Origin of the sequence: Methylocystis sp. JAN1 (assembly GCF_052186135.1) — a bacterium.
Taxonomy (GTDB): domain Bacteria; phylum Pseudomonadota; class Alphaproteobacteria; order Rhizobiales; family Beijerinckiaceae; genus Methylocystis.
Genome location: NZ_CP181499.1, coordinates 105785 through 131231, shown reverse-complemented (window position 1 = coordinate 131231; position 25447 = coordinate 105785). Strand labels below are relative to the sequence as shown.

The following is a 25447-nucleotide window of genomic DNA, read 5'->3' as shown; positions in this document are numbered from 1 at the left end:
TTTTAATTCAGCCGCTTCGATGCAGTCTTGTTGCTTGGCGCCACCTTTGCAAAGCTCTTTCAGAACGCCCTGTGAAAGGGCATGCAGCAACGCCGCTGTCACGCAAGTCCGAAAGTGGATTTTGCGTGCAGCGGCTTTTTTTTGCCCCGCAAATGCCGGGCGCCGAGAGGAAGGGAGTGCCGCGGTATGACGCAGGAACCCATCGTCATTGTGGGGGCCGGCATGGCGGCGACCCGTTTCGTCGAAGAGCTGACGAAGTCCGCTCCGGGACGCTACGGGATCCGCTTGATCGGAGAGGAACCTCAACTTGCCTATAATCGCGTGCTGCTGTCTTCCGTGCTCGCGGGCGAGATGACCTGCGACGACATCGAACTGAAGCCTGCTCATTGGTGGCGAGCGGCGGGCGTCGATGTGATCAGCGGACGGAAGGCGACGCATATCGATATCGGCGCGCGCCGCGTCGACCTCGAGAGCGGCGAAAGCGTCACCTATTCGAAACTTGTGCTGGCGACCGGTTCGCGCGCCATTCGGCTTCCGATCACGGGCGCGAATCTCGATGGCGTACATACTTTTCGCGACGTACAGGACGTCGAAGCCTTAGCACGCCTCGGCGGCAAGCGCGTTCTCGTTATCGGCGGCGGCTTGCTCGGGCTCGAGGCGGCTTATGGCCTTGCCCGGCGCGGCGCGCAGGTCACGCTGGCGCATGTGATGGATCGCCTAATGGAACGCCAGCTCGACGGGGTCGGAGCAGCGCTGCTGAATCGTCTGGTCGAAAAGAAAGGCGTTCGAGTCCTGCTAAACGCGAACACGGCCGGCATTCAAGGCGACATCCGAGTCGAGAGCGCTAAATTTGCCGACGGCTCGTCGTTGGAGATAGACTCCGTCATCTTCGCGGTCGGCGTGCGGGCCAACACCGATCTCGCGGTTGACGCCGGATTGAAGGTCGACCGCGGCGTTATCGTCGACGATGGACTCGCCACAAGCGACCCTAATATCTTCGCAATCGGGGAATGCGCCGAGCATCGCCGCGTCTGCTACGGGCTTGTGGAGCCGGCTTATGAGCACGCGCGCGTCCTGGCGGCGCGTCTCGCTGGAGAAGACGCGCGCTACAGCGGCAGCGTCATCTCAACCAATCTAAAAGTCTCGGGCGTTCGGGTTTTTTCCGCAGGTGATTTCCTGGGGCAAGACGGCGCGAATTCCATCGTCTGCCAGGATCCGCGGATGGGCGTCTACCGTAAGCTCGTCATTCGAGACGACCGGCTCGTGGGTGCGATCCTCGTGGGCGACACAAGCGGCGCGCTCGATTTCCTTGAACTCATCCGCGGTGGAGAAGACATTTCTTCCTTCCGCGATGAACTGATGTTCGGCCCCATCAGAAAGGCTGCCTGATGTCTGTCGATTTCACGCTCGATCAGAAACGCTATCTCGAAGGCTTCGCAGCTGGCTTTTCCGCACGTGGCGGACAAAGAGCCGTACCGCCGGCGCCACAACCCATGGGTCCGGACGCGGCGCATGTCTCCGCCCAGGACCGCGTGAGCGCGATGGCCGGCAAGTTGACCGATCAGGAAAAATGGAAGCGCGAAGCGCATCCCTTCGACGCTTACCCACGTTTGGTCGCTCAGGCGAGGGAAAACGCGGCGCCTAAGCCCGCCGACAATTTTCGTTGGCGCTATTACGGCCTCTTCTACGTTGCGCCGACGCAGAACGCTTACATGTGCCGTTTGCGCATTCCAAACGGCTGCCTTATGCATTGGCAGTTCAGCGGCCTCGCCGATCTCGCCGAAAATTATGGCGGCGGATATCTCCACGTGACGACGCGCGCCAATATTCAGATCCGTGAAATCGAGCCCAGAAATGCGACGGATATTGTCGAAGCCATCCAGGATTTGGGGCTCTGGAGCAAAGGATCCGGGGCCGATAATATCCGTAATATCACGGGCACGCCGACGGCGGGCGTCGACCCGCAGGAACTGATCGACACGCGCCCCTATGCGCGCGCTATGCATCATCACATTCTCAACGATCGCTCGCTTTACGGACTGCCGCGAAAATTCAACATCGCTTTCGACGGCGCCGGCCTCATTGGCGCGCTGGAAGACACAAATGACATTGGCTACCAGGCGGTCAAGGTAGTTGAGGGTCATGACGTCGCGCCGGGGGTTTATTTCCGCCTTGCGCTCGGTGGAATCACTGGACACAAGGACTTTGCTCGCGATACCGGCGTGATCGTCGCGCCAGAAGAAGCTATCGAGGTCGCCGACAAAATCCTGCGTGTCTTCATCGAGCATGGGGATCGTACCAATCGCGCCAAAGCTCGTCTCAAATATGTGTTCGATGCCTGGGGATTCGATAAATTTCTTGTCGCGGTCGAGGCTAAGCTCGGCCGTAAGCTGCCGCGGGCGCCCGCGGCAGCGATCGCGCCGCGACCGTGTCAGGATCGTGTCGCGCATATCGGCGTGCGTAAGCAGAAGCAGGCGGGGCTGAACTGGATCGGCGTCGCGCTGCCGCTCGGGAAAATGACTCCAGAGCAAACACGCGGATTGGCGGAAATCGCGCGGGAATTCGGCGATGGCTCCTTACGCCTCACCGTCTGGCAAAACGTGCTGATCACGGGCGTTTCGGACGCGCGTGTTGAGCAAGCCGTCGCTGCCATAGATTCGCTTGGGCTATCGACCAGCGTCTCTCCCATCCGTGCAGGTCTCGTCGCCTGCACCGGCAATTTCGGATGCCGGTTTGCCGCCGCCGATACAAAGAGTCACGCTGCGCAGATCGCCGATTATTGCGAGGCGGTCGCTCCGATGGATGGACCGATCAATATCCATCTCACCGGCTGCCATCATTCCTGCGCGCAGCATTACATCGGCGATATCGGCCTGATCGGCGCGCGCGTGCCTGTCAATGAGGAAGGCGACACAGTCGAGGGCTACCACATTCTCGCCGGCGGCGGTTTCGCAGAGGACGCCGGCATCGCCACTGAACTCTATCAGAACGTCCGGGCGGAGGACGCGCCCCGCATGGTCGCAAAGATTCTAAGCGCCTATCGCAACAATCGCTCGAATGTCGACGAAACTTTCGTCGCCTTCGCACGACGTCACGACTCCGAGACGCTTCGCCGTCTGGCGGACGAGGAAACCACCGCATGACCCATATGCCTTCGTCACACGACCTTATTCCCCCAACCGCGCCTTTCAGCCCGGAGCAGCGCGCTTGGCTCAGCGGGTTCTTCGCCGGCTTCGCGACGCCTGAAGGCGGCGCCGTTACGCCACTCTCGGCCGAAGCCAACGCCGCGGTTATGGCGGGCGGCCCGACGGACGCTGATGATGACGAGGCGCCCTGGCACGACCAGACCCTCGCCCTTGACGCGCGCATGACGCTTGCGCAAGGCCGGCCGTTGCGCAGGCGCTTGATGGCGGCGATGGCGCAGCAGAATTGCGGCCAATGCGGCTATAATTGCGAGAGCTATGCGGACGCTCTCGCGGCGGGCAAAGAGCAGCGGCTCAACCTCTGCGCGCCGGGCGGCAAAGACACCGCGCGGATGCTGAAAGCGCTTGCGACCGAGTTGGACGGCGCCTCGACCTCGCTTCCCGAGACGTCCGTCACTCAAACTGTAACGACACCGTTACCCGCACGCGGCTCATCCCGCGACAACCCAGCACAGGCGACTTTCGTTTCGCGGCGACGCCTCAACAAGGACGGCTCTACAAAAGAAACCTGGCATATCGAGTTCGACCTCGGCGATGGCGGCGTTGAGTATAAGGCGGGAGATAGTTTCGGCGTTTTTCCGAAAAACCATCTCGGCCTTGTCGATCAGATCATCGCCATGCTCGGGGCGTCGCATGTGACGCCCGTACGCAACAAGACTTTGCGCGATGTTCTACTCGGCGACGTTTCGCTGGCGCCGGCGCCGGATGCGCTATTCGAACTCATCTCATTCATCACCGGTGGCGCCCAGCGCGAAAAGGCGCGGCTACTTGCGCAGGGCGAAGACCCGGATGGCGACGCCGAATCGCTCGATGTGCTCGCCGTATTGCAGAAATTTCCCAACGTGCGGCCCCACCCTGAAGCCTTCGTCGAGGTCCTGGACCCCTTGCAACCGCGCCTTTATTCCATCTCGTCATCGCCCAAGATGGCGCCGGGCCGGCTGTCTCTGACGGTTGATACGGTTCGCTACATTATCGGCAAGCGCAAGCGGCTCGGCGTCGCCTCGACTTACCTCGCAGAACGTATCGAACCTGGCGAAATTTTGCCCGTTTATGTGCAGGCGGCGCATGGCTTTGCTCTGCCTGAAGATCCCGCAACGCCAATTATCATGGTCGGCCCCGGAACAGGCGTTGCGCCGTTTCGCGCATTCTTGCAGGAGCGTGCGGCAACAAATGCGTCCGGTAAAAACTGGCTCTTCTTCGGCCATCAGCGCTCGGCATGTGATTTTTTCTACGCTGACGAATTCGAAGCTATGAAGGCGACGGGCCTGCTCACTCGGCTGTCGCTCGCTTGGTCCCGTGACGGCGCAGATAAATTCTATGTTCAGGACCGGATGCGACAAGCGGGCCGCGACATCTGGGCCTGGCTTGCGGAGGGCGCGCATTTCTATGTCTGTGGCGATGCGCAGCGCATGGCAAAGGATGTCGAGCGCGCGCTTGTCGACGTCGTCGCGGACTTCGGCGCTCGCAGCATAGACGAAGCAGTTTCCTTCGTCGCGCAGCTTAAGAAAAGCGGGCGTTATCAGCAGGACGTCTATTGAGGTCGCAAATGTTGGACGAATTTCCTGCAACCACGCATATCGAAAAGCCTCGCCGCGACGTTTCGGCTACGCAAGCGACAGCGACACGTACGACATGCCCCTATTGTGGCGTAGGTTGCGGGGTTCTCGCCTCGTCAGATGGGAGGATTGCGGGCGACCCGGCGCATCCGGCCAATTTTGGGCGGCTTTGTTCGAAGGGTTCGGCGCTCGGGGAGACGCTCGGACTTGATGGACGCCTGCTTTATCCGATGAGGCGGCAGGGGGATGGGCGTCTTTCGCGCATTGCCTGGGACACTGCGCTCGACGAGGCTGTGAGCGGCTTTAGCCGGATTATTGAACAGCACGGGCCGGACGCCGTCGCCGTCTATCTCTCTGGCCAGCTACTTACCGAGGATTACTACGTCGCTAACAAATTAATGAAGGGATTTATTGGCTCGGCGAATGTCGACACGAATTCGAGGCTGTGTATGGCGTCAACCGTTGCCGGCCACAAACGCGCATTTGGCGGCGACGTCGTCCCGGGTTGCTACGAAGATCTCGACGAGGCCGATCTCATCGTGCTTGTCGGCTCCAACGCGGCGTGGTGCCATCCGATCTTGTTCCAGCGCATGATGCGCAACAAGGAGGAACGGGGCGCGAAGCTCGTGGTGATCGACACACGCCGCACCCCAACCGCGGATAGCGCCGACCTTTTTTTGCAAATCGAACCCGGCGGCGATCAGGCGCTGTTCTGCGGTCTGCTGACTTATCTCGCGGCTTTTGGGGCTCTGGACGAGGAGTTCATAGAGCGCCATACGACTGGCTTTCAGCATGCTTTGGCTTCAGCGCGTGCAATAACGCCGTCGATCGACGCAACCGCGAGAAAGACCGGTCTGCGTGAGAATGACATTTCTATCTTTTTCGAACTATTTGCGCAGACGCCGCGCACCGTCACCGCATTTTCGCAGGGCGTGAATCAATCCGCCCAAGGATCCGACAAGGTCAACGCTATCATCAATTGCCACCTCGCGACGGCTCGCGTCGGCAAGCCAGGCGCATCGCCGTTCTCGCTGACGGGCCAGCCGAACGCCATGGGTGGTCGTGAAGTCGGCGGGCTCGCCAATAGTCTCGCCGCACATATGGGTTTCGATGCCGAAAGCATTGATCGCGTCGGACGCTTCTGGAAGGCGCCGCGCATGGCGGCGCGCGAAGGCCATAAAGCGGTACAGATGTTCGAGGCTATTGGGCGCGGCGAGATCAAGGCGCTTTGGGTCGTCGGCACAAATCCAGCGGCATCGCTTCCGAACGCCGACGAAGCGCGAAAAGCGCTTCGGAAACTCGAGCTCTTCATCGTTTCCGATAATGTGCTGTCGAACGACACGATCAATTGCAGCGCGAATCTTCTTCTCCCCGCACTGGCCTGGGGCGAGAAGGACGGCACGGTCACCAATTCCGAGCGCCGCATCTCCCGCCAGCGCGCCTTCCTGCAAACGCCTGGCGAAGCGCGGGCGGATTGGGCGATTTTCGCGGAGTTTGCGCGGCGCATGGGTTTCGCTGGGTTCGATTATCGATCCGCCGCCGATGTCTTTAGCGAATATGCAGCGCTTTCATGCTTTGAAAACGATGGCGCACGCGTCTTCAATCTTGAGGGCCTGGCCACGCTGAGCGACAGAGAATACGAGGCGCTGGAGCCAACTCAGTGGCCGATCCGACATGGCGACGTTACGGGTCGTGCGCGACTCTTCCAAAATGGGCGCTTCGCCAACCGCGGGGGCCGTGCGAATTTCATTGCGCCGAAGACGCCGGCGCTCGCGACGCGGACTTCGACTGATTTCCCGTTGCGCCTCAATACTGGCCGCATTCGGGATCAATGGCACACAATGACGCGTACGGGCGCTAGCCCACGCCTGGCGCGACATCTGCCGGAGCCCTTCGTAGAAGTCAATCCGCAGGACGCGATGCTCTACGAGGTCGCCGACGGCGGCTTTGGGCTGGTAAAGACTCAATACAGTAGCTGCATACTGCGCGTCATCGTCACTGACCGCCAACCAAGAGGTCAGATCTTCGCGCCTATTCATTGGACGGATGAAGTGGCGTCGCATGCGCGCGTGGGCGCCTTGGTTGCGCCTTTTGTCGATCCACATTCTGGACAGCCCGAGTCTAAAGCGTCAGCGGCGTCGATCGCACCAACGAAATATTCGAGGGAGGGATTTCTGCTTTCTCGCGAGCCTATCGAATTACCCTCAACAATTTGGTGGGTGCGCGTGAAAACTGAAGCGGGATATGGCTATCGCGTCGCATGTGAACTGTCAGACGACGAGTGGCTGGAGCTTTTGCGTCCATTTGTCGGAAAGGACGTGATTACCTTAACCGATGTCGAACGTGGCGTAACCCGTGGCGCAGCCTTCGGTGAAGGGCGAACTCAACTTGCGTGGGCGCTCGACCCTCGCGCACTGCCTTGGGACACGATGATGGAGCAGTTTTCGCTCGAGCAACCCGACCGTCTCGGGCTGTTATCTGGCGGGTCCGCAAACCTATCGAAAAGTCCTTTGATTTGCGCCTGTTTTGGCGTTTCCGAAGACCAAATACTCGCACTCGTGTCAAAAGGCCTACGCACCCCGACCGAAATCGGCGCTGCTTGCAAGGCGGGCACGAATTGCGGCTCTTGTGTGCCGGAAATTCGTCGGGCGGCAAGTCAGAGATAGAGCTTTGGGCATCTGATTTAAGTGACCGCGATCGACGAGAAACTTGACGAGGGCTCAGATGTCGCCGCATCGATCGACGCTCTCGTCGTTCGTTCGCCGCAAGCAGGAGAGCTATAAGGCGGAGATCGACAAGCGCTGGAAGTTCGCATTTTTCGATACAGCAGCCTCGGACATGAGGATGATGTGTGATCATGTCACTGCTGTTTATTGCGTGGCTCTAGCCATGTCATCCTGCCGTCGGCAAATGTGAGTGAGACCTTGCACTCCCCCTCGACCCTGCTCAGCACGCGGTCGATGGCGTCGGCCTGCATCGAGCTGAACGCGGTCGACAACGCGTCGGCCATCGTCGCCGTGGGCGATATGACAGAGACGCTCTTATATAGCTGTGGGCTCTTGCCGGTACTTGGATCGAAGAGATGGCTGAACCGTCCGAATTGATCGAAGCGGAATCCGTATCCGCCCGAGGTCGCCACTGCACAATTCTCGATCTCTAGGGTGTCCGCCGTCGCGCCAACGCGATCGGGATCTTCGAGGCCGACCACCCAGCGCCGCCCATCCGAGCGTCGCCCTATCGCCCGGATCTCTCCGAGATCAACGAGAGTGTGCTTTACGCCTTCTGAACGAAGGAGGTCTGTGACGCGATCGGTGATGTAGCCTTGCGCGATTCCGTTCAACGTCAGCGCCATTCCTGAATCAAGCGCGATCCGATCGGCGTCTATCGTCATTCTCTCGCATCCGACGCGGGAAAGCGCTTCCCTAAGACGCTTCTCATCGGGCCCATTTGGGTCTGCGCCCAAGACGGAAAAATGTTGACGATAGAGATTCCACAAAGGCTGGACCGTCGGATCGAACGCGCCGCCGGTCAGTCTGTTGTAGCCTAGACATATCGAAAGGAGGCTGACGAGATCGGGCGGTGGGCGGCTGATCGACCCTGTGCGGTTCAAAGCCGATAGTGAGGAGTCGGTACGGTAAAGACTGAATATTCGTTCAAACCTCTCCAATTCGTCAACGGACGATTGAATCAATTTGCGCGACACGTAACCATCGAGTCCGTGAAGTTCTATGCTGGCGAGAGCCCCGAGCGCCATTCCGCGCCAAATCACCGGCTTTGGCTCTTCGGAACGCGGGGACTTGACGTCGGTTAACGCTAAGCCGGCGGCGCCCGCGACGATGCGAATAATGCGACGACGCGACAAGCCTTGGCGGAGTTTCTTCATAACTCCTTCCTTCCGAATGCGACGCTTGCGATCAGCAAGGGAACGACGATCCAGATCAAAAGACCGCCCAGCAAAACCGGAGCCCTGAGATGGATATTCTTGGCTAACCCGGACATCCCCGACAGCAGACTGACGTTCGCGAAGGCGGACAGATTGAACAATCGGTATATGTCGGCCGGGTTGAGCAGAAGCAGCGCGTTTAGCGCGCGCGCGCCGATATGATCCCCTTTGTCGGCAACGAGAATCCCAAGCAGCGCCATATCGTAGAGCAGCACGAATAACAGCCATACTCCGACTGCGGCAGCGGCCGCAGCGCCGCGAGAGGCAGCCTGAACGCTAATGGCGTAGCCGATTGCGACGAACACGGCCCCGAGCATAATGGAGGAGCCGATCATAGCCAGGAAAGCAAGCCAACTTTCTTGCGTCGTGATCGCCCCGCGAGTCGCGACCACCAGAGCGGCCGCGCCATAACCGAACAGCGTTGCGAAGCAGAGAATGGCGAGGTGCCCAAGAAATTTTCCAGCCAGCACTTCCCAACGGGCGGCGGGATAGCTCAGCAACAAGAGCAGCGTGCCTCGCTCTAATTCTCCGACGATCGCTTCATAGGCGATCAGAAGGCCGATGAGTGGAATAAGGAAACTCGTCAGGCTCGAGAGACTGACCACGATGAGGTCGAGCGCGCTCGCTTTTACTGTTCCCGTCGGCGCGCTTCCAATGAAAGCAAGCGCCAGCGACAGCGTCGCCAACAGAAGCGTCGTGGCGACTATCCAGTGGTTCCGCATCCCTTCGCGGATCTCTTTCTCCGCTATCGCGGCGACCCGCCTCATCGAGCGTCGTCCTTCTGGCGCAGGAAATAGGCATAGAGCTGATCGAGGGTCGGAGGCATGATGGCGACATCCTCGATCGCGTCCTGATTATCCATAATCGCCCGCAGCGCCGCCATCTTGTTTTTCCTTGAGCAGGCCATTTCGGCGCGCCGCCCTCGCGCGCGCCAGTTCTCCGCCGGCCCAAGGCTCTTGGGATCAGGCGCGCCTTCCCGAAGCGAGACGGAAATCGTAACCGGAAGGTCGGCGATCTCCTGAAGCTCCTCGATAGAGCCTTTTGCGACAATCGTCCCGCGATGCATAATGACGACCTGGTCGGCGTGTTCCTCTAGCTCGGTCAGGGAGTGTGACGAAAGCAGCACGGCGGCGCCCTGCGCCCGAAGCTCGAGAATAATCTCGTAGAAGCCTTGCCTCGCGGCCGCGTCGAGACCCGTCGTCGGTTCGTCGAGAAGGAGGATACGAGGCGAGCCTATAAGCGCCTGAGCGAGCCCCAATCGCTGTCGCATGCCTTTTGAATATTCGGCAATCGGGCGGGAGGAAGCCGCCCCCAACCCTACGCGATCGAGAAGCGCGACGCAGGCGGACGGGCTTTCGCCCTTTAGCCTTGCATAAAAAGCGAGAAGCTCCTTGCCAGTCAAGGCAGGGCTAAAGGAAACATTCTCAGGTAGGAAGCCCATCCGCGCTCGGACGCGGGGGCCCGCCGGATCTTCTCCGAGCACTCTGATCGCCCCGGAGGTCGGACGCGAGAGGCCAAGCGTCATTTTGATCAAGGTTGTCTTGCCGGCGCCATTATGTCCGAGGAGGGCGGTCACGCGCCCACGCTCAGAGCTAAGGCTAACGTCTTGGACAACATCGCGCCCCCCCAGGCGCTTGCCCGCATGGTCGATTTCAATCGGGGGCGTCATCTGGCCGCCCTCGGCCGCTCGAGGCGCGGCGGCTCCATCAAGGGGGCGGAGTCGACCACTCCGCCGGTTTGCAGAGACGGGAACTGCGACTGCGCCCAGCGTATAACTTGCACGGCGGGGCTATTGGCCAATACCTTTGTGAGCGGCGCTTCCCACATTACCCGGTCGATGATGTCATTCGGGCGGTAGGCGGCGTCGGCGACTCCATCGCCGTCCAGGTCAAAGGCCGGATTGTCGCTCCAGTAATTGCCGCGTCCGCTCTTTGACCATTCAACGAAGCGTGTGCCGACATACTTCACTTGATTGCGGTTGTTGATGAAGGCGTTTTCGAAAATATCGTTCTGTTCGGATCCTGCCGTGAAGTGGATGCCGATTTGGCAACCTTCGAACCAATTGCGATAGAAGCTATTGAAATTGGCGTCGTAGATGAAGAGACACTTCTCGGCGCTGTTTTTGACGACGTTGTCGTGGATGTTCGAGTAATTCGCAAAATTGAACATCAGGCCGTGACCGATGTCGTGGTCCGAAGAATTCCGCGCGACTTCCAGTTTGGGTGAAAACATGATTGCGAAACCAATGTGATTGCCGACCGAGATATTTTCGCTCACCTCGCTCTCGCCGGCATACATGTAATGGACAGCGAAGCGCAGGTCGTGCATCGAGTTCCCGCGGAAAAGGTTTTTTTTGCTTGAGATGACAAATATTCCGTCTCGCCCGAAATGAATGTCGTTGCCGATCACCTTTGCGCCCGGGGCGTTCCAGACCGTAACGCCGTTCCCCGTTTCGCTCAGCCGAATGTCGCGGTTGCCGATGATTTTATTGCCTTGGACGACCGCGTCGGGCGCGCCGTGGATATAGATCCCGAAAAGACTTTTCTCTATGCGATTTCCCTCGACGCGCGCCCGGCTTGCCGTCTGTTCGAGGAAAATCCCGGAGTCCATCTCCTCGAGGCTCGCTCCCGAGCCGCGAACGGTCAGGCCTCGGATAACTGTGTCGGGGGCGGAAACCGTTATGACATTGGTCTTTTGATCGCCATTCAAAACCGCCCCGGCGTCTCCCTCCAGCGTGATCGGTTTGTCGATCTTGACGGGGCCAGCGTATTCTCCCGGATTGAGATGCACGACCTGCCCCGCCGGCGCATGGTCGATCACTTCCTGTAAGCTTGCGCCCGAGGGGTCGGCGATGATTGTCTCCGCCAACGCGGAAGGCGAAAAGGCGAGAGCCAACCACGCGGCGGTCGCCTCAATGAGAGCCGCCTGGCGCATTTAGGCTTCTTTCGGATGAACCAGCATCCGCCCTCGCATCTCCATATGCATGGCGTGGCAGAACCAGGTGCAAAAATACCAGTAGACGCCGGGCTTATCCGCTATGAAGGTCACCGATGAGGTCTGCTGCGGTCCGATCTCGAAGTTGACGCCATAATTGACGATGCAGAAGCCATGGGTAAGGTCTTCGACCTGATCGATATTGGTTATATAGATTGTGACCTCGTCTCCCTGCTTCACGTCGAACTTCTCGAGCGCATAGGCTGGCGCTGACGAGTAGGAGTAGACCCTCACCTTTTTACCGTCACGGATAACCTTGGCGTCGCTCTCGAGCTTGACGCCGTCCTTCTCGGCTTGTTTGCGCGCGTCCTCGAACATCGGGTCATCCCGCTTGTAGATGCTCGTTACGCGCCCCTCCAATTTCGAGCGATGGACGATCACTGCATCATGCGGCTCCGCGAAACTTGGCCCATCGTGGACAAGTTTCATCTCATTTCCAGAGATATCGATAAGCTGATCGTTTTCGGGCTTCAGAGGACCAACGTTCAGAAAACGGTCCTTCGAAAATTTGTTGAGCGAGAGAAGCCACTTCCCGTCTGCCTCTTTCGTTTCGCCCATGGAACTGTGATTGTGGCCCGGTTGATAATGCACGTCGATCTTTTGGATAACGGGATCAACCTTCTCGCCTTTGTAGGCCTGTCGAGCCTTTTCGATGTTCCACTTGCAGACCTGGCTGTCGAGGAACAGCGTCGTATACGCGTTGCCTCGTCCATCGTAGGCAGTGTGAAGCGGGCCGAGCCCGAGTTCGGGTTCCGCAACCACGACGTCTCTAGGTTTTATTTTGTCGTCGAAGAGCTGATCGAACAGACGCACGTCAAACACTGTAACGGTAGGCGAGAGCTTGCCGTTCGCGACGACGTGGACGCCATCAGGCGCCGCGTTCATGCCGTGGGGATTATTCGACACCGGCACATACCGCGTATAGGGCGAGCCGTGGCGCCCGTTGATGACGGGAACGCCGTTGATCTTCTTGAAATCTCCTTTTTTGACCGCGTCTTCAATGCGCTTCAAGTTGAAGATTACCACCCAGTCTTGTTCCTTGGCGGTCATTTCCGCCAGCGTTATGCCTTTTTCCGAATTATAGCAGGTAGAGAACGCGTATTTGCCCTGATAGTCGGCGTCGTTGTTGTCGAGATTGCCGTCCACGATCACCTGCCAGGCGACCTTCATTGCGTCGCCGTCGACCGCCGTGAAGACGGACCAATACTGCTTCGGGTCGTCGAGAGCTTTGCCGTCGTTCGGGATGGGGACCTCATATTCCCCATTGCAGAAAAGATACCCCGTGCGCGGGAATTTTTGTGGGCGCATTCCGTGGACTGTGTATTGGTTGGGGATCTCAATGATCTTGTCGCACTTCATGATGTCCGTGCGAATCCGGGCCAAACGGGTGTTCGCTTTGTCGTTAATGAAAATGTAGCGCCCATCATAGGTCCCGTCGGTGAATGACATATGCGGATGATGGCAATCGCCGTTTGTCCAAATCCGGCCTCGCGACTTTAGTCGTTCGCGGGTTTCCGGGAGCAATCCTTCGGTTAAGATCTTCAAGGATTCGTTTGTCTGGCCCCAACCCGTGGCGCCGTCTCTGTTGAAAACCGGTATGCGCATCAATTCGCGCATCGAAGGCATGCCGATGATACGAATTTCGCCGGTTTGGCCGCTGCTGAAAAAAACATAGTATTCGTCGAGTTCGCCTGGCGCCACCTCCGTCTTGCAAGCCGAGCCTGTCTGGCGCGAAGGCTGCGCAGCAGCGATCTGGACAATAGTTTCCGCTGACGGCGCGCGGCCTGCTATCGTTCCGGCCGCGCCTGCAAGCGCGCCCACCGCGCCGGCCCCCACAATCGTACGCCGACTGACGCCTTTGGTTTCGTGTTCCTTGTTCGACATTGCGGACTCCATAAGGCTGCCGGGAGAGAAACATTGAGCATTGCTCGGCAATATCAAGCAGTGGACAAGGTGGATCTATGCGTTGCGGATTCCTCTCGAGTGTTGGCTCCCCGATTGGGCCGGCCGCAAAGAGGGCGAAGACAATGATTGGAATTTTTCGCGCTTCAAGCGGAGCTGGATCATGTGCGGGCAGCGTTGGTCGTCCCAGTAGAGTTCCTGGCAGTGCATACAGTAGATGCACTCGTTTGGGTTGATGTGGCCATCGGGATGAATTGACTGGACTGGGCACTCGCGCGCGCAACGCTGGCAAGGCGATCCGCACTCAGGCCAGCGCTTGAGCCATTCGAACATCCGCATCCGGCCTGGAATAGCGAGCGCCGCGCCCAAAGGACATAGGTAGCGACAAAAGAAACGCTCGATGAAAAGCCCGACAAACAGGAGCCCGACCGCATAGAGGACGAATGGCCAGTCGCGGAAGAATTTCAAGATAATCGTGGTTTTGAAGGGCTCGACTTCCGCAAGCTGTTCGGCGAGCGCTACTGAATGGAGCGACGCCCCTAACAAGATCAGAAAGACGATGTATTTGATCGGCCACAGCCGCTCATGAAGCGCCCATGGCACGGGAATCTGCGGGACACGCAAGGCTTGCGCGGCGTTGTTCAGGAGTTCTTGCAGCGCGCCAAATGGGCAGAGCCATCCACAAAAGGGGCCGCGTCCCCAAAACAGTAGAGAGACCACGACGCCAAACCAAAGAATGAAAACTAAGGGCGCGGTCAAAAAATATTCCCAGTGGAACCCCGTGGCGAGCGCGCTGGTGAAAGTGATTATGTTCACCACAGATAGTTGCGCATTGGCGTACCAGCCGAGCCAGAGGAGGATGAAGGCGAGATAGCTTCGCCGCACCCAAGCGTAGAACTCCGGGCGTCGGACAAGAAAGTCTTGGAAAAAGAAGATGACGGTCAAAACGAAAAGGGCGGCGCCCGTGAGGGCGATATTGACGACGTTCCCCCGCCATATCCGCTGCCACAGAGGCTCGTCGAGGCGACCGGCGAGACGTGGGTTTTCGGCAGAAAGCTTGGCTTCGCGCGTGGGCGGCGGCTGGGGCGCCCGCGCGGTTTCAACCGTGATATAGCGATCCGGAAGCCGATAGCGCAGGTCGAACGTCAGGAATGCTTTCTCGCGGCCGCCGATCGCCCGCTGGACGAGCAACTGCAAACGCCAGGGTTCCGTTGCGTCGAAACCGGCGTCCTTCGGGACGACGAAAACCCCGATTTCCGGCAATTTCGGCGCCCCTGCGGCGGCAAAGGCGCCGATGCGAGTATGATCCCGATCGCGAAAGCGGATTGTATTCGCCCCTTGTATAACTTCGATGCGGTCGAAGATTCCCCCGCGCACATAGGCCGAGCCTTTAAAGGAAAACCTCCCTTGCCCGGCTATCGCTATGGCCTGCTGGCCAGGCTCGAGCTGGTTCTGCAACTGGGCGAATTCGTTGTCACCCAAAAGGCTTCGCCCGATCGGCGGGACCGAGACCGGCGCCGCATAGAGGTCTATGAAAACCTCCTCCGGCGCGCCGGGCTCTGGATGTTCGGCCGCAGTGGGGGGGCCAGCCTTTGCAAACGCCTCGTTGATCTCTCCGACCGTCAAACGCAGCGTCCCCACGGAGCCGTCGCGAAGGAGGCCGTCCCAATCCTGAGGCGCCTTTGCGCTGGGGTCGATCCGCCGGATCGTCTTGGCTTCCGGAGCTTGGGCGGCGGGGGCGCCTGGCGCAGCGAGGCGGCCGCTCTCGATCACCTTCGCGGCCGAGCGTATGATGCTGTCACCTATGACGAGCACGGTCACCGTGGCGCCGCTCACGATATTGAAACGAGGAATTGGCTCAGCGCCAGCCGTAATGCGCGCGACCTCCACGCCGATCAGTTTTTGCATGGAGGCGATCACGCGCGATTCTGGAATGCCGGTGAGGACGATGGGTTCCTTGTGGTCGACCAGCTTCAACCCGGTGATGCGGCCTTTGTCACTAAGCCCGACGATGATCTCTATGGGTTTCCCTGAATAACCGACAGCGTTGGCGAAATCCGAGTTCAAAAAGGCGTAACCTAGAATTTGATCGCCCTTGAGCACGGGAATGATCGGCGGCTCGCCTTGTGGCGTCCCGAACCGGTCGGCGCTCGGCGCGATTTCCCCCGGCTGGGCCTTCGCGACCAATTCGGAAAGACGACTCTCAGCCCGAACCTGGCCAGAGGGAAGGGAGCAGCACAAGGGAAGCAAGAGGCGTATTAGCGCAAAAACCACTCGTATTAGAATGGCGGGATGGTTTATGCGCTTGCGAGTCTCTTCCAAGGCGCTAACCCTAGCGAGGGAGCCAAAGCTGAAATTGGGGCCGCGTTTTGCCTCGGTGGGGCCTACGGCGCCGTCAATGGTTACATTGGCGGCCACGCCCGGCTGTCAATCCGCGCGCTCGGCCGCCAATCAGCAAAACGGTTCCCGCCTATGCGGCTTTCACAATGATCTCAACGGGCGTCGGGAGGAAAACGCGATGGGCCTGCTCAAGAGCGAACCCCAAGGGATCGTCAAGTCCATCGCCGAACTGATGGCGATCGCAAAAGCCATGGAGGACGAGGCGGCCGCCCGCTACCGCCAGCTTGCTCGACGCATGCAGGGGCTCGGGAATCAGGCGGCGAAGCAAGTATTCGGCCGTCTCGCGCTCGAGGAGGATGCACACGCGGTTAAGGTCGAGGAGTTGTCCAAGGCGGTCCTCGGCGTTGCGCCGGACCGCGCCGATATCCGCTGGGAGCTGCCCAAAGACCTCGAAGACGAGGGGATGTCGGATCTTGCGGTGTCGCGGCTCGTGACGCCTTATCGCGCCCTGTCTATCGCCGTTCACAACGAGGAGCGCGCTTTCGCCTTCTGGAGCTACGTCTCCGCTTACGCGCCGAGCGCGCAGATCCGCGAATATGCGGAAAAGATGGCGCGGGAGGAGTTGCGTCACGCTTCAATCTTGCGGAGGGAGCGGCGGCGCGCCTATCGCAGCCAGCTTGGGCGGGCGCCGCCCAGTCCCGAGCAGGGGCCCGCCGCATCGCCTGTCGAGAAATTAAAGAAGACAGCAGTGTCCCTCGAAACAAGCATCCTCGAAAAGTGCAAGATGACCGCTGCCTGCTTGCGCGGCGATTCGCCGACCGCCCATCTCCTTGCGAAAATCACGGATGAAAGCGCCGCCAACATGCAAGCGCTCGGCTTCGCGGGCGGAGAGAACCCCGCGAAGGACACGCCCGAGCCCCTCACATCCGTCGAAATTCTCGATGAGGCCATCGCCGCTGCGGAAGCTGCTGCGGAAGGCTATTTGGCGTTGGCGGACTCAGCCTTCGACGAAGGCGTCGTCTCCGCGGGGCAAAAGCTCTCGAGATCCGCGATCGCGCGGCTCGTTGCGCTACGCCAGCGCCGGGCCGAACTCGCCCCCCTTGAATTCGACGATGAGCCCCCGGCAAGCAACGGCGTCGCCGGATAGACCGCGGGTCATCGATTGCCGCGCAAGCGACCGCGCCCGGCGGCGAGCGCCTCTTTGGCGTTCCAAGGGCGACTGGCCAGGAAGAAAAATTAGAATAGATGGAAGGGCGAAAGCGCAGCGCCCATCGGGGGTAATGATATGATGTCCGTTGAGCAAATCCTAATTCGAGAGTTTCACCTCAGGTTTCCAAGCGCCAGATCAATCGCGGCGTCGGTAGAAGCAGGCGATGCGGGCATCTCGGTCAATGTCGACGGCAAAGAGTGGATCATGAGCGCCGTACGGCCGGGCGACGAGCTTGTATTTAGCTGCGGTTCAGAAACGATTAACTTCCCATTCCCCACCGACTGGCCAGCGGGAGTATTTGCCGGGTAAGCCATTCGCGCGCGAGCTGCAAGCGCCATGCCTTCCTCGTCAGATCATCGCCCACGCCGTCGGGCTCTATTTCGGTCGGCTTACGCTGCGAGTTTTTGCCTGCGTTCAACAAGGACCAACAATCGCCTCCGCCGACGGCGCAAATCAGCACAAAAGATCAACTGCTGCTTCCGGAAGGCGCACAAGCCATCTGCTCGTCCATCGCGCCGTCTTGACGAGATGGGCACGGAAAACGCGGCGGAACGGGGCGGATAGAAATCGTAGCCTCGGTGCTTATTCCTCCATGATAATCGGCTTCGATTGAAATCCAAATCGAAGCAAAGAAAGTCTTGTTGGAAACGCGTGAGCCTATGGCGCGAGCTGTTTAGAATTCTCCAAAGGGTCCGGCGTCAATCCTGCTTCGTAAAGAAAATTGCGCCGGCGGCTGGCCATACCACCTCCTAAAGGCGCGTATAAAATGAGCAGAATCCGAATAGCCGAGCGCGATGGCGACTTCGGCGATTCTAAGGTTCGGGTTTCCAAGCAGTTCGACAGCCTTTTCTCGCCGGCGTCGTTCCGTCAGTTCCTCGAAGCTTGTCTCCAGCGCGGAAAGATGGCGCTGCATGCTCCTAGCTGAAAGTCCTAGCGTGCGGGCGGCTGAAGGTAAGGAAACCTTGCCGTTCATCATCATGCAGTCAATTATTTTTTCACAGGAGCTAACAAGGAGCTCTCCTGCCAATTCGAAGGAGTCTAGTTCTCGCGCCGCGAGTTGAAGCTGCTCCCACATCAAAACTTCACCCGACCGCGAGGAGCCGATTGGTTTGTCGAGCTGCGAGGCCGCAAAAACGATGACCGTCGTTTTTGCGGCTTCGAATCGGACCGGCGCGCCAAAAAACTCCTCAAACGGCTGCACCCTGGGGGGCCGGCGATGGGGAAACGAAACCAGAGTCGGGTTCCACCCAGGCCCCATCAGTCCGCGGATCGCCTGGACGAGAAAAGCGGCGACCCCCTCGTACAAAAACCCCGCGGCGTTAGGGTCGCCGCCCGAAAGGTGATGACTCAAAGACGCTTCATCTCCTCGGACGGACAAGATGGTGGACGCCCCCGCCTCAAAAGCGGGCAATGCCCGCGATAGATTTTGCAGGCATGCACGTAGCGTCGAGCCTGAAGTCAGGGCCAACCCCAAAAGACCCAGGCGAGCAGGGTCGGCCGCGGAAGCGCATGTGAGCGAGAACGCGTCAACGCCAAGCAGCCGCGCTGAATAATTGAACACCGCCAACGCCTGCGCCCGAGTGATAATTCCATTGCTCGGGGAATGATCCAGGCCTGCCCTCTGATAGGCCGCCACAAGGGGGCCCTCCCTTTGATCAAAGAGCTGCGGGAGCATGTGCAGAATGCTGACGCGAACCGGGGAGCGATGAGACATCTCGAGAACCGCGCCTTCGACGGATTGATTTTCAGCCTGGATTCCTGCCGCTTCATCTGAAGCTTTACAGTTATGTCTCCATTCTCGGTTCAAATTGAGGGGACTTGGCGCGAAATGGCAATACCTGAACCGTTTGGCGAATTAAAACGGAAAAGCCGGCGATGTCGGCTGCGGGCGGGGTTCGGCTTGCAATGCGCCCGAAGCTAACCCGAGGGAGATTTTGCGCTTACGTCGCGACTTGCCCTCCGGGGTTGCGCGGCGGTGAACACATTAAGGAGGAAAGTCTGATGAAGAAGCTGACGCCTGCGCTGGCCCTGGCTTGCGCCCTAGCGCCCTCGCTGTCAGAGGCGCAGGTGCGGATCGACATGACCAAGATCACCTGCGGGGAAATTCTCGCTATGTCGCCCGACGACAAGAGCGATTTCGCGGCTCTTATGAGCGGATGGTTCTCACAAAAAAGCGGACGCACCTATATCGACGTCGGTCTTTTTCAAAAGAACGTCGCCAGCGTGATCGATTGGTGCGGCTCGAATAAGTCGGAGTCCGTGTTTGCAGGACTGCAGCGCGCATCTGAGAAGAAATAAAAGACACGATCGAGGGAGTCACATGAGCCGTAAACCGATTTTCGCTGGCGTTGTCGCCGCTCTCGCTATCGCCGCCCCCGCGATTGCGCAAGTCACAGTCGAGATGTCTCAAATCACATGTAAGGACTTTGCCGGCTACGATCCCGACACCAAAGACTTCATCGGAAACTGGATGCGAGGTTACTTCATGTCCAAGAACAACCTGACCGTCGTCGACTCGCGCTACGTTAAGCGCAACACCGAGAAAATCGAGCGCTACTGCAAGAAGCTTCCGAAATCGTCCCTTATGGAAGCTGTTCAGAAAAACGCGCGATGACAAGGAGGACCCCGGTCCACTGGCGGGGTCCACGCTTGCAGATATTGACGGAGCCCCCAATGCCGACAAGGCGCGATGTGCTTTCTTCCGCTACGACCCTGCTTGCAGCAACATTGGCGCCGGCCTTCGGAGGCTCGGCTGATGCGGCGGCTCGAAGGCAGAATGTCTCAGCGCCGGTGGTTCAGCGCGTGCGGTCCAAGAGGCCGAACATCCTTTTCATTTTCACCGATCAAGAGCGCTACTGGCCAAAATGGCCTGCCGGTCTCTCGCTACCGGCGCATGAGACGCTACAAAGACGTGGAGTCGCTTTCCATAAGCATTATTGCCCGGCGACCATGTGCACGTCTTCGCGAAGCGTCATGATGACTGGGCTCACGACGCCAAACAACGGCATGTTTGAAAATGTAGACGTGCCCTATATCGGCAGCCTTTCTCCAAAGGTTTCAACCTATGGGCACATGCTGCGCAAGGCTGGCTATTACACGGCTTACAAGGGTAAATGGCATCTCAGCCGAAAAATCGACGCCGAGGAAGCCGACCGCCTCTTCACGCGCGAGATGGACGAATACGGATTCTCGGATTTCTTTGGCCCCGGCGACATCATCGGACACACGCTCGGCGGCTACCATTTTGATCATCTCATTGCCGGAAGCGCCATTACATGGCTGCGACGGCATGGACAGCCGCTTTCGGATGACGGAAAGCCTTGGGCTCTAACGGTCGGTCTCGTTAATCCCCACGATGTGATGTATTTCAACACGGACGCGTCCGGACAATCCGTTCAGGACGGCGGATTCCTGATGATGCACGCCGCGCGTGCGCCCAATCACCCTCTTTATCGGGCGAGCTGGAACATTCCCCTGCCGGAAAGCTTGACGGAGCCGTTCGATGCATCAGGTCGCCCCGAAGCGCATGGCGAATTCCAGAAGGTTTGGGATTATGTGCTCGGCCACATTCCCCCGGAACAAGACCGTTGGCGCCGCTTCGCTGATTATTATGTCAACTGCATTCGCAGCGTCGACGCGCAAGTCGAGGTCATTCTGAAGGAACTCGACGCCCTCGGCCTTTCCGACAATACCATTATCGTCTTTACCTCTGACCACGGCGAAGCCGCCGGCGCCCATGGCCTGCGTGGTAAAGGGCCTTTCGCTTATGAAGAGGCCATCCACCTGCCGCTTTACATCGTTCACCCCGATGTGAAGGGCGGGCACGATTGCCGGGCCCTGACCAGCCACATCGATCTCGCGCCTTCGTTCCTGTCCATGGCCGGCGTCGAAGCTGGGAAGCGCGGAGAATTTGCGGGGCGCCAGTTGCCTGGAAAGGACATGACCTCGGCCCTGTCAAACCCGCGCGCCGCCGATACGCATTCCGTTCGTGACAGCGTGCTCTTCACCTACAGCGGCCTCGGAACAAACGACCACGAGGTGTATCGCATCAATGCGGAAGCGAAAATGGCGGGCAAAAAGCCTGTCGTCGAGCTTCTGAAAGCTGGATACAGGCCGAACATGAAAAAGCGCGGCAGCCTTCGCACCGTCTTCGACGGACGCTATAAATTTTCGCGCTATTTCGCGCCGGTGGACCACAATAAGCCCAAGACGATCAACGAGCTCTTTGACTGGAACGACGTCGAGCTCTTCGATCTTGAAACCGATCCCCGCGAGGGCAAGAACCTGGCCGCGGACCGGAAGGCCAATGCTGACTTGATAATGACGATGAGCGGCAAACTCGAAGCAATCATCAAGAACGAAATCGGAGTGGATGACGGGCGAGAACTGCCGCATATCCCGACCGTCGACTGGACGATAAAAAGGATAGACTTGTAGCAGTCTCCCCCTTTCCCCCTTCCTTAAATCCGCTTCGCACTCCGGAATTCGATGTCTTACCCAATGAAGACGCATATATTTTTGGCGACGATAATGGCGCTTGCCGCAGTTTCGCCGGCGGGCGCCGCCGACCTTCCATCCCAAAAAGCGCCTGCCCCGCCGCCTCTCGTCTTCACCTGGACCGGGCTTTATGTCGGCCTGAGCGCCGGCTACGCCTGGACTGGCGGCGATCCTGTCAATATGGCGACGGCTAATATCCTCGACAATACTTTTGCGGGGTTCGGTCCGGTTTCGGCGGCGGGCGCCACGGGAACAGTTCGCGCGCGCCTCGATGGTTTCCTGTTTGGCGGTCAACTAGGCTACAATTGGCAATTGTCGGATCGGCTGGTCGCCGGCATGGAGGCCGACATTCAAGGCGCTGGCGTGCGCGGCGGGAATGGTCAGCTCAGCATCTATCCCGCAACCATCGGATTTGCGGCGACGAGCTTCGAGGTCAATCGCGCGCTCGAATATCTGGGCACGGTGCGCGGCCGCCTCGGCTATACGATCACGCCGGCCGTCATGGCCTACGTCACCGGCGGCTTCGCTTATGGCGGCGCCAATCTCACCGGCGCCGTCGCCCAGAGCTTGCGACCGTCGCTCCTCATCTCCGACACGGTGCGCGGCGATCATTACGACATCCTGACCGGCTGGACGATCGGCGCGGGAGCGGAGGCGGCGATAAGCCGCAACCTTTCCGCGAAGGCCGAATATCTATATTACGACCTCGGCGAACTTTGGCTCGCCAATCCCTCTTTGGCGCAGTTTGGCCTTCTCGGAATCGCGTCGGTCGTCGACGCAACGAGCGTCCATGCGCGCTACAATGGCCATGTTCTGCGCGCGGGCCTTAACTATCGCTTCGACGCGTCCCTTCCGGAAACGAGCGGATCGCCCGCGACGCCGCTTTTGGCCACGCCGCAGTTCGCCAGCGTCGAGCGGCCGGAATATGACGGCTGGCGATGGCTGGTGACGCCTTATTTCTGGGCGACCAATATGAACGGCGCTTCGACCTTGCAAGGCGAGGCGCTTGGTTCCGATATGACGTTTGTCGACGCCATCACAAAGAGTTCGTCTTTCCCCCTTGCCTTCATGGGCCGGGTCGAGACGTCGAACGGCCCCTTCTGGGCCTATGGCGACTTGGCGTGGGCGCGGCTACGTTTTGCTGGCTCGGCGCTCTCGCTGCGCTCGCCTGTCGCCGACCTCGCCGTCGCGGCGAATGTCAGCGGGCATTTGCGGATGACGCTTGCCATCGGCGAAGCCGGCTTTGGCTATGAGTTGGCGCGCTGGAAGCTTCTAAACACGCCCAACTCCTTCACGGCGATCGACGCCTATGCAGGGCTGCGCTACGCCAATATCGGGCTCAATCTCTCCGCCGATTTCGCCGGCGCCGCCAACTCGTCCTTGCTTGGCGTCCAGCAAATAGGCGGCAAGAGCATATTGGGGTCTGGCGCCCTGTGGTGGATCGACCCCGTCATCGGCCTGCGCATGCGCCACAGTTTCACGCCGGGCGGCACATTCGAGATGCGCGGCGACATCGGCGGTTTCGGCGCCGGCAGCAAGTTCAGCTGGCAATTCTTCGGCGGCTACAACACGGACTTCGAAGTCAATGGCGTGAAACTCACGGGCCTTATCGGCTATCGCGCGCTGGGGATGAATTTCTCCAAATGGGTCGACGGCCGCGAGAATGGCGTCAACGCCGTCATCCATGGCCCGGTCACTGGCGTCGGGATGAAGTTTTAGGAAGTAGGCTAAGATTTGATTTCGGCTGGATCGATAGGCGTCCGATGCAGCGAGCTATTTGAAGCTGATCAACACGCCGTCACTTCGAGGGGTTCCCTTCTACGGGGAGGCTCGCGAGCCCTGCGTTCTTCAAGAAGGTCGCGCACGTCCCCGGCCTGACGCGGCTCTGGTTGGCTGCAGCAAGCCCTTGGTCTCCACCGCCCGCGCCGCTCGTCAAGCCATTTCCGGACTCGCCCGGCTCAGGCTGGCGCCGTCGGTCGCATGTAATCTCCAGAACGACAGGGAGGAGACGATGGTGAGGAAGCCCAGCGACAGGTAAGCGCTGTGAAGCGCGCCGATGACGGCGTGGGAATCGGACTGCGGCGCGCCGCCGAGGAACCAGGCGGCGACCAGCGATCCGATGGCGAGGCCGAAGCTCATCGAAATCTGCTGGAACGAGCTGGCGATCGTGGCCGCCATGCTCGCCTCCTGCGGCTCGACATCCGCATAGGCCATGCTGTTCATGCTGGTGAACTGGAGCGAGTTGAAAAAGCCCAGCGCGAATCCGATCGCGACGACCGCGACGAGCGGCGTCTGCTCAGTCACAAGGGCGTAGAGACAGGTCGTGACGCCGATCATCACGGTGTTGACGATGAGCACGGTTCGATATCCAAAGCGGGCGAGGATGGGCCGTGACGCCATCTTCATGCCCATGGCGGCGGCCGCCGTCGGCATCATGAGGAGCCCGGATTCCCACGCGGGGAGTCCGAGCCCGACCTGCAACAATAGCGGCGTCAGGAAGGGCAGGCCGCCCACGCCCAGCCTCGTGACGAAACCGCCGGAGACGGAGACTTCAAACGTCCGCTTTTTGAACAGGGCGAGATCAAGCAACGGGTAGGGGGCTCTAAGCGCATAGAGCCAATAAGCCAGAAGCAGCCCAATCGCGACGGCGAAAAGGACGGCGCCGGCAGCAAGCCCGATCTGATGTTCGCCGAAAATCTCCAGAAGCCAGGAGAGAAGCGCGGTGCCTGAACCAAAAAAGGCGAGGCCGAGCCAATCGAAGGGGCGACGCGCATCCTCGCGGTAATTGGGCATGTAGCGATGAATCAGCCACTGCGCGACGACCCCGATGGGGACGTTCACGAAGAAGATCTCGCGCCATGAAAGCCAATGCACGATCAGGCCGCCGACCGTCGGGCCGAGAAGCGGGCCGACAAGGGCCGGGATGATAACGAAATTCATCGCGGTCATCAGCTCGCTCTTCTCGAACGTCCGCACAATGGTCAATCTGCCGACAGGCATCATCAGCGCCGCGCCGGCGCCCTGAAGGATGCGGGCGACGACCATCTGCCCGGCGCTCTGGGACAATCCGCACAGCACGGAGGCGATCGTGAAGACCGCGATGGCTGCGGCGAAGACCCTTCTGGTCCCGAAGCGATCCGCGATCCACCCACTGACCGGAATGCCGACGGCGAGGCTCAACACATAGCTCGCCGCGACGGCCTTCAGGCTCAGAGGGGTCACCCGCAAGCTCTCGGCCATGGCGGGCACAGCGGTGTTCACGATGGTCGCGTCGAGCTGCTCCATGAAAAGCGCCGTGGCGACCACCCAGGGCAGGAAGCGTTTGACCGTCGGCTCCTCCATCAGATATCTCCCGCCGCTCCGTTGCGGCCGGTCGCGAATTTCGCTGGTGCGGCGAGGCAGACGAAGCGGCCGACGACGGCGCGGTCGCCTTCGTTCAGGAGTGGTGGCGACCAGCGCGGCGCGTGGACGAGGAAATAGGCGACTGCTTTGATTTTCGCGCGAATTTGTAACCGAGCGGTAACCGCGCGGCTCCGCGCCCGCTCCTCGCTTGTTCCCAGATAGCCGAGCTTGCGTCTCCTGGTTGTGCGCGTATGCGCGCCGGTGCGTTCCCCGCCGACCGGAAATTGCGGGCGAAAATGCCGCCGCCGCCCGGACTCGAACGGCGGCCCGAGTTCCGCAAGCGTGGGCGCGGAACGTTGCGGGCGTGCAAGAGCTTCTATAAAAATCAAACTTTCCACGCCCTCAACGCAGCTTGGCGTAACCGCGAGCAGGCTATTCTGGTCTGGGCGGCGTTCAAATA

At 59.7% G+C, this 25447-nt stretch carries 18 protein-coding genes; 9 read left to right on the top strand and 9 right to left on the bottom strand.

Going from position 1 to position 25447, the window contains the following annotated elements; translation table 11 throughout:
- The first annotated feature begins 186 nt into the window (after positions 1-186).
- Genes ACNHKD_RS00605 through ACNHKD_RS00590 form a run of 4 tightly spaced genes read left to right on the top strand, consistent with a single transcriptional unit; the run spans position 187 to position 7425 of the window.
- Positions 187-1389, top strand: coding sequence for an NAD(P)/FAD-dependent oxidoreductase (locus ACNHKD_RS00605; protein ID WP_442755197.1), 1203 nt, complete (start codon positions 187-189; stop codon positions 1387-1389).
- A complete protein-coding gene (locus tag ACNHKD_RS00600) occupies positions 1389-3143 on the top strand; it encodes a NirA family protein (RefSeq protein ID WP_442755196.1) in 1755 nt (584 codons plus the stop codon). Before ACNHKD_RS00605 ends, ACNHKD_RS00600 begins: the two co-directional genes overlap by 1 nt.
- On the top strand, positions 3140-4741 hold the full coding sequence (locus ACNHKD_RS00595) for a sulfite reductase subunit alpha (RefSeq protein WP_442755195.1): 1602 nt from the start codon (positions 3140-3142) through the stop codon (positions 4739-4741). Before ACNHKD_RS00600 ends, ACNHKD_RS00595 begins: the two co-directional genes overlap by 4 nt.
- Before the next feature lie 8 nt (positions 4742-4749).
- Positions 4750-7425, top strand: a complete 2676-nt coding sequence (locus tag ACNHKD_RS00590) for a nitrate reductase (protein WP_442755194.1) — start codon at positions 4750-4752, stop codon at positions 7423-7425.
- A gap of 194 nt (positions 7426-7619) precedes the next feature.
- Here the strand turns inward: ACNHKD_RS00590 and ACNHKD_RS00585 are convergent, their stop codons facing one another.
- From ACNHKD_RS00585 to ACNHKD_RS00560, 6 genes are all read right to left on the bottom strand, one after another.
- Positions 7620-8642, bottom strand: coding sequence for an FAD:protein FMN transferase (locus ACNHKD_RS00585; RefSeq protein WP_442755193.1), 1023 nt, complete (start codon positions 8640-8642; stop codon positions 7620-7622).
- Entirely contained in the window at positions 8639-9469 is an 831-nt protein-coding gene (locus ACNHKD_RS00580; protein WP_442755192.1) for an ABC transporter permease subunit, read from the bottom strand. Before ACNHKD_RS00580 ends, ACNHKD_RS00585 begins: the two co-directional genes overlap by 4 nt.
- Positions 9466-10371: an ABC transporter ATP-binding protein gene (locus ACNHKD_RS00575; protein ID WP_442755191.1), complete on the bottom strand. Its 906-nt coding sequence runs from the start codon at positions 10369-10371 to the stop codon at positions 9466-9468. The genes ACNHKD_RS00580 and ACNHKD_RS00575 overlap by 4 nt, the downstream gene beginning before the upstream one ends.
- Complete coding sequence (locus tag ACNHKD_RS00570) at positions 10368-11636, bottom strand: nitrous oxide reductase family maturation protein NosD (RefSeq protein ID WP_442755190.1); 1269 nt, start codon at positions 11634-11636, stop codon at positions 10368-10370. The genes ACNHKD_RS00575 and ACNHKD_RS00570 overlap by 4 nt, the downstream gene beginning before the upstream one ends.
- On the bottom strand, positions 11637-13580 hold the full coding sequence (gene nosZ / locus ACNHKD_RS00565; protein WP_442755189.1) for a TAT-dependent nitrous-oxide reductase: 1944 nt from the start codon (positions 13578-13580) through the stop codon (positions 11637-11639).
- 75 nt (positions 13581-13655) lie between these two features.
- The gene (locus tag ACNHKD_RS00560; protein WP_442755188.1) at positions 13656-15701 is read right to left on the bottom strand and encodes a 4Fe-4S binding protein; all 2046 of its coding nucleotides are present in this window, start codon (positions 15699-15701) and stop codon (positions 13656-13658) included.
- 4 nt (positions 15702-15705) lie between these two features.
- On the opposite strand from ACNHKD_RS00560, the gene ACNHKD_RS00555 reads away from it, so the two are divergent.
- Positions 15706-17085 (top strand): ferritin-like domain-containing protein, encoded by a 1380-nt coding sequence (locus ACNHKD_RS00555; protein WP_442755187.1) that lies wholly within the window; start codon positions 15706-15708, stop codon positions 17083-17085.
- A gap of 736 nt (positions 17086-17821) precedes the next feature.
- On the opposite strand, the gene ACNHKD_RS00550 is transcribed toward ACNHKD_RS00555, so the two are convergent.
- On the bottom strand, positions 17822-18784 hold the full coding sequence (locus ACNHKD_RS00550) for an AraC family transcriptional regulator ligand-binding domain-containing protein (protein ID WP_442755186.1): 963 nt from the start codon (positions 18782-18784) through the stop codon (positions 17822-17824).
- Between the two features lie 365 nt (positions 18785-19149).
- Between ACNHKD_RS00550 and ACNHKD_RS00545 the strand changes: the two genes are divergently transcribed.
- From ACNHKD_RS00545 to ACNHKD_RS00530, 4 genes are all read left to right on the top strand, one after another.
- Complete coding sequence (locus ACNHKD_RS00545; RefSeq protein WP_442755185.1) at positions 19150-19446, top strand: HdeA/HdeB family chaperone; 297 nt, start codon at positions 19150-19152, stop codon at positions 19444-19446.
- A gap of 22 nt (positions 19447-19468) precedes the next feature.
- Complete coding sequence (locus ACNHKD_RS00540) at positions 19469-19762, top strand: HdeA/HdeB family chaperone (protein ID WP_442755184.1); 294 nt, start codon at positions 19469-19471, stop codon at positions 19760-19762.
- Positions 19763-19821: 59 nt separating this feature from the next.
- A complete protein-coding gene (locus tag ACNHKD_RS00535) occupies positions 19822-21585 on the top strand; it encodes a sulfatase-like hydrolase/transferase (RefSeq protein WP_442755183.1) in 1764 nt (587 codons plus the stop codon).
- 93 nt (positions 21586-21678) lie between these two features.
- On the top strand, positions 21679-23364 hold the full coding sequence (locus ACNHKD_RS00530; protein WP_442755182.1) for an outer membrane protein: 1686 nt from the start codon (positions 21679-21681) through the stop codon (positions 23362-23364).
- A 213-nt stretch (positions 23365-23577) separates the two neighbouring features.
- Here the strand turns inward: ACNHKD_RS00530 and ACNHKD_RS00525 are convergent, their stop codons facing one another.
- The gene (locus ACNHKD_RS00525; protein WP_442755181.1) at positions 23578-24987 is read right to left on the bottom strand and encodes a DHA2 family efflux MFS transporter permease subunit; all 1410 of its coding nucleotides are present in this window, start codon (positions 24985-24987) and stop codon (positions 23578-23580) included.
- Complete coding sequence (locus ACNHKD_RS00520; protein WP_442755180.1) at positions 24987-25376, bottom strand: hypothetical protein; 390 nt, start codon at positions 25374-25376, stop codon at positions 24987-24989. Before ACNHKD_RS00520 ends, ACNHKD_RS00525 begins: the two co-directional genes overlap by 1 nt.
- Between the last annotated feature and the right edge of the window lie 71 nt (positions 25377-25447).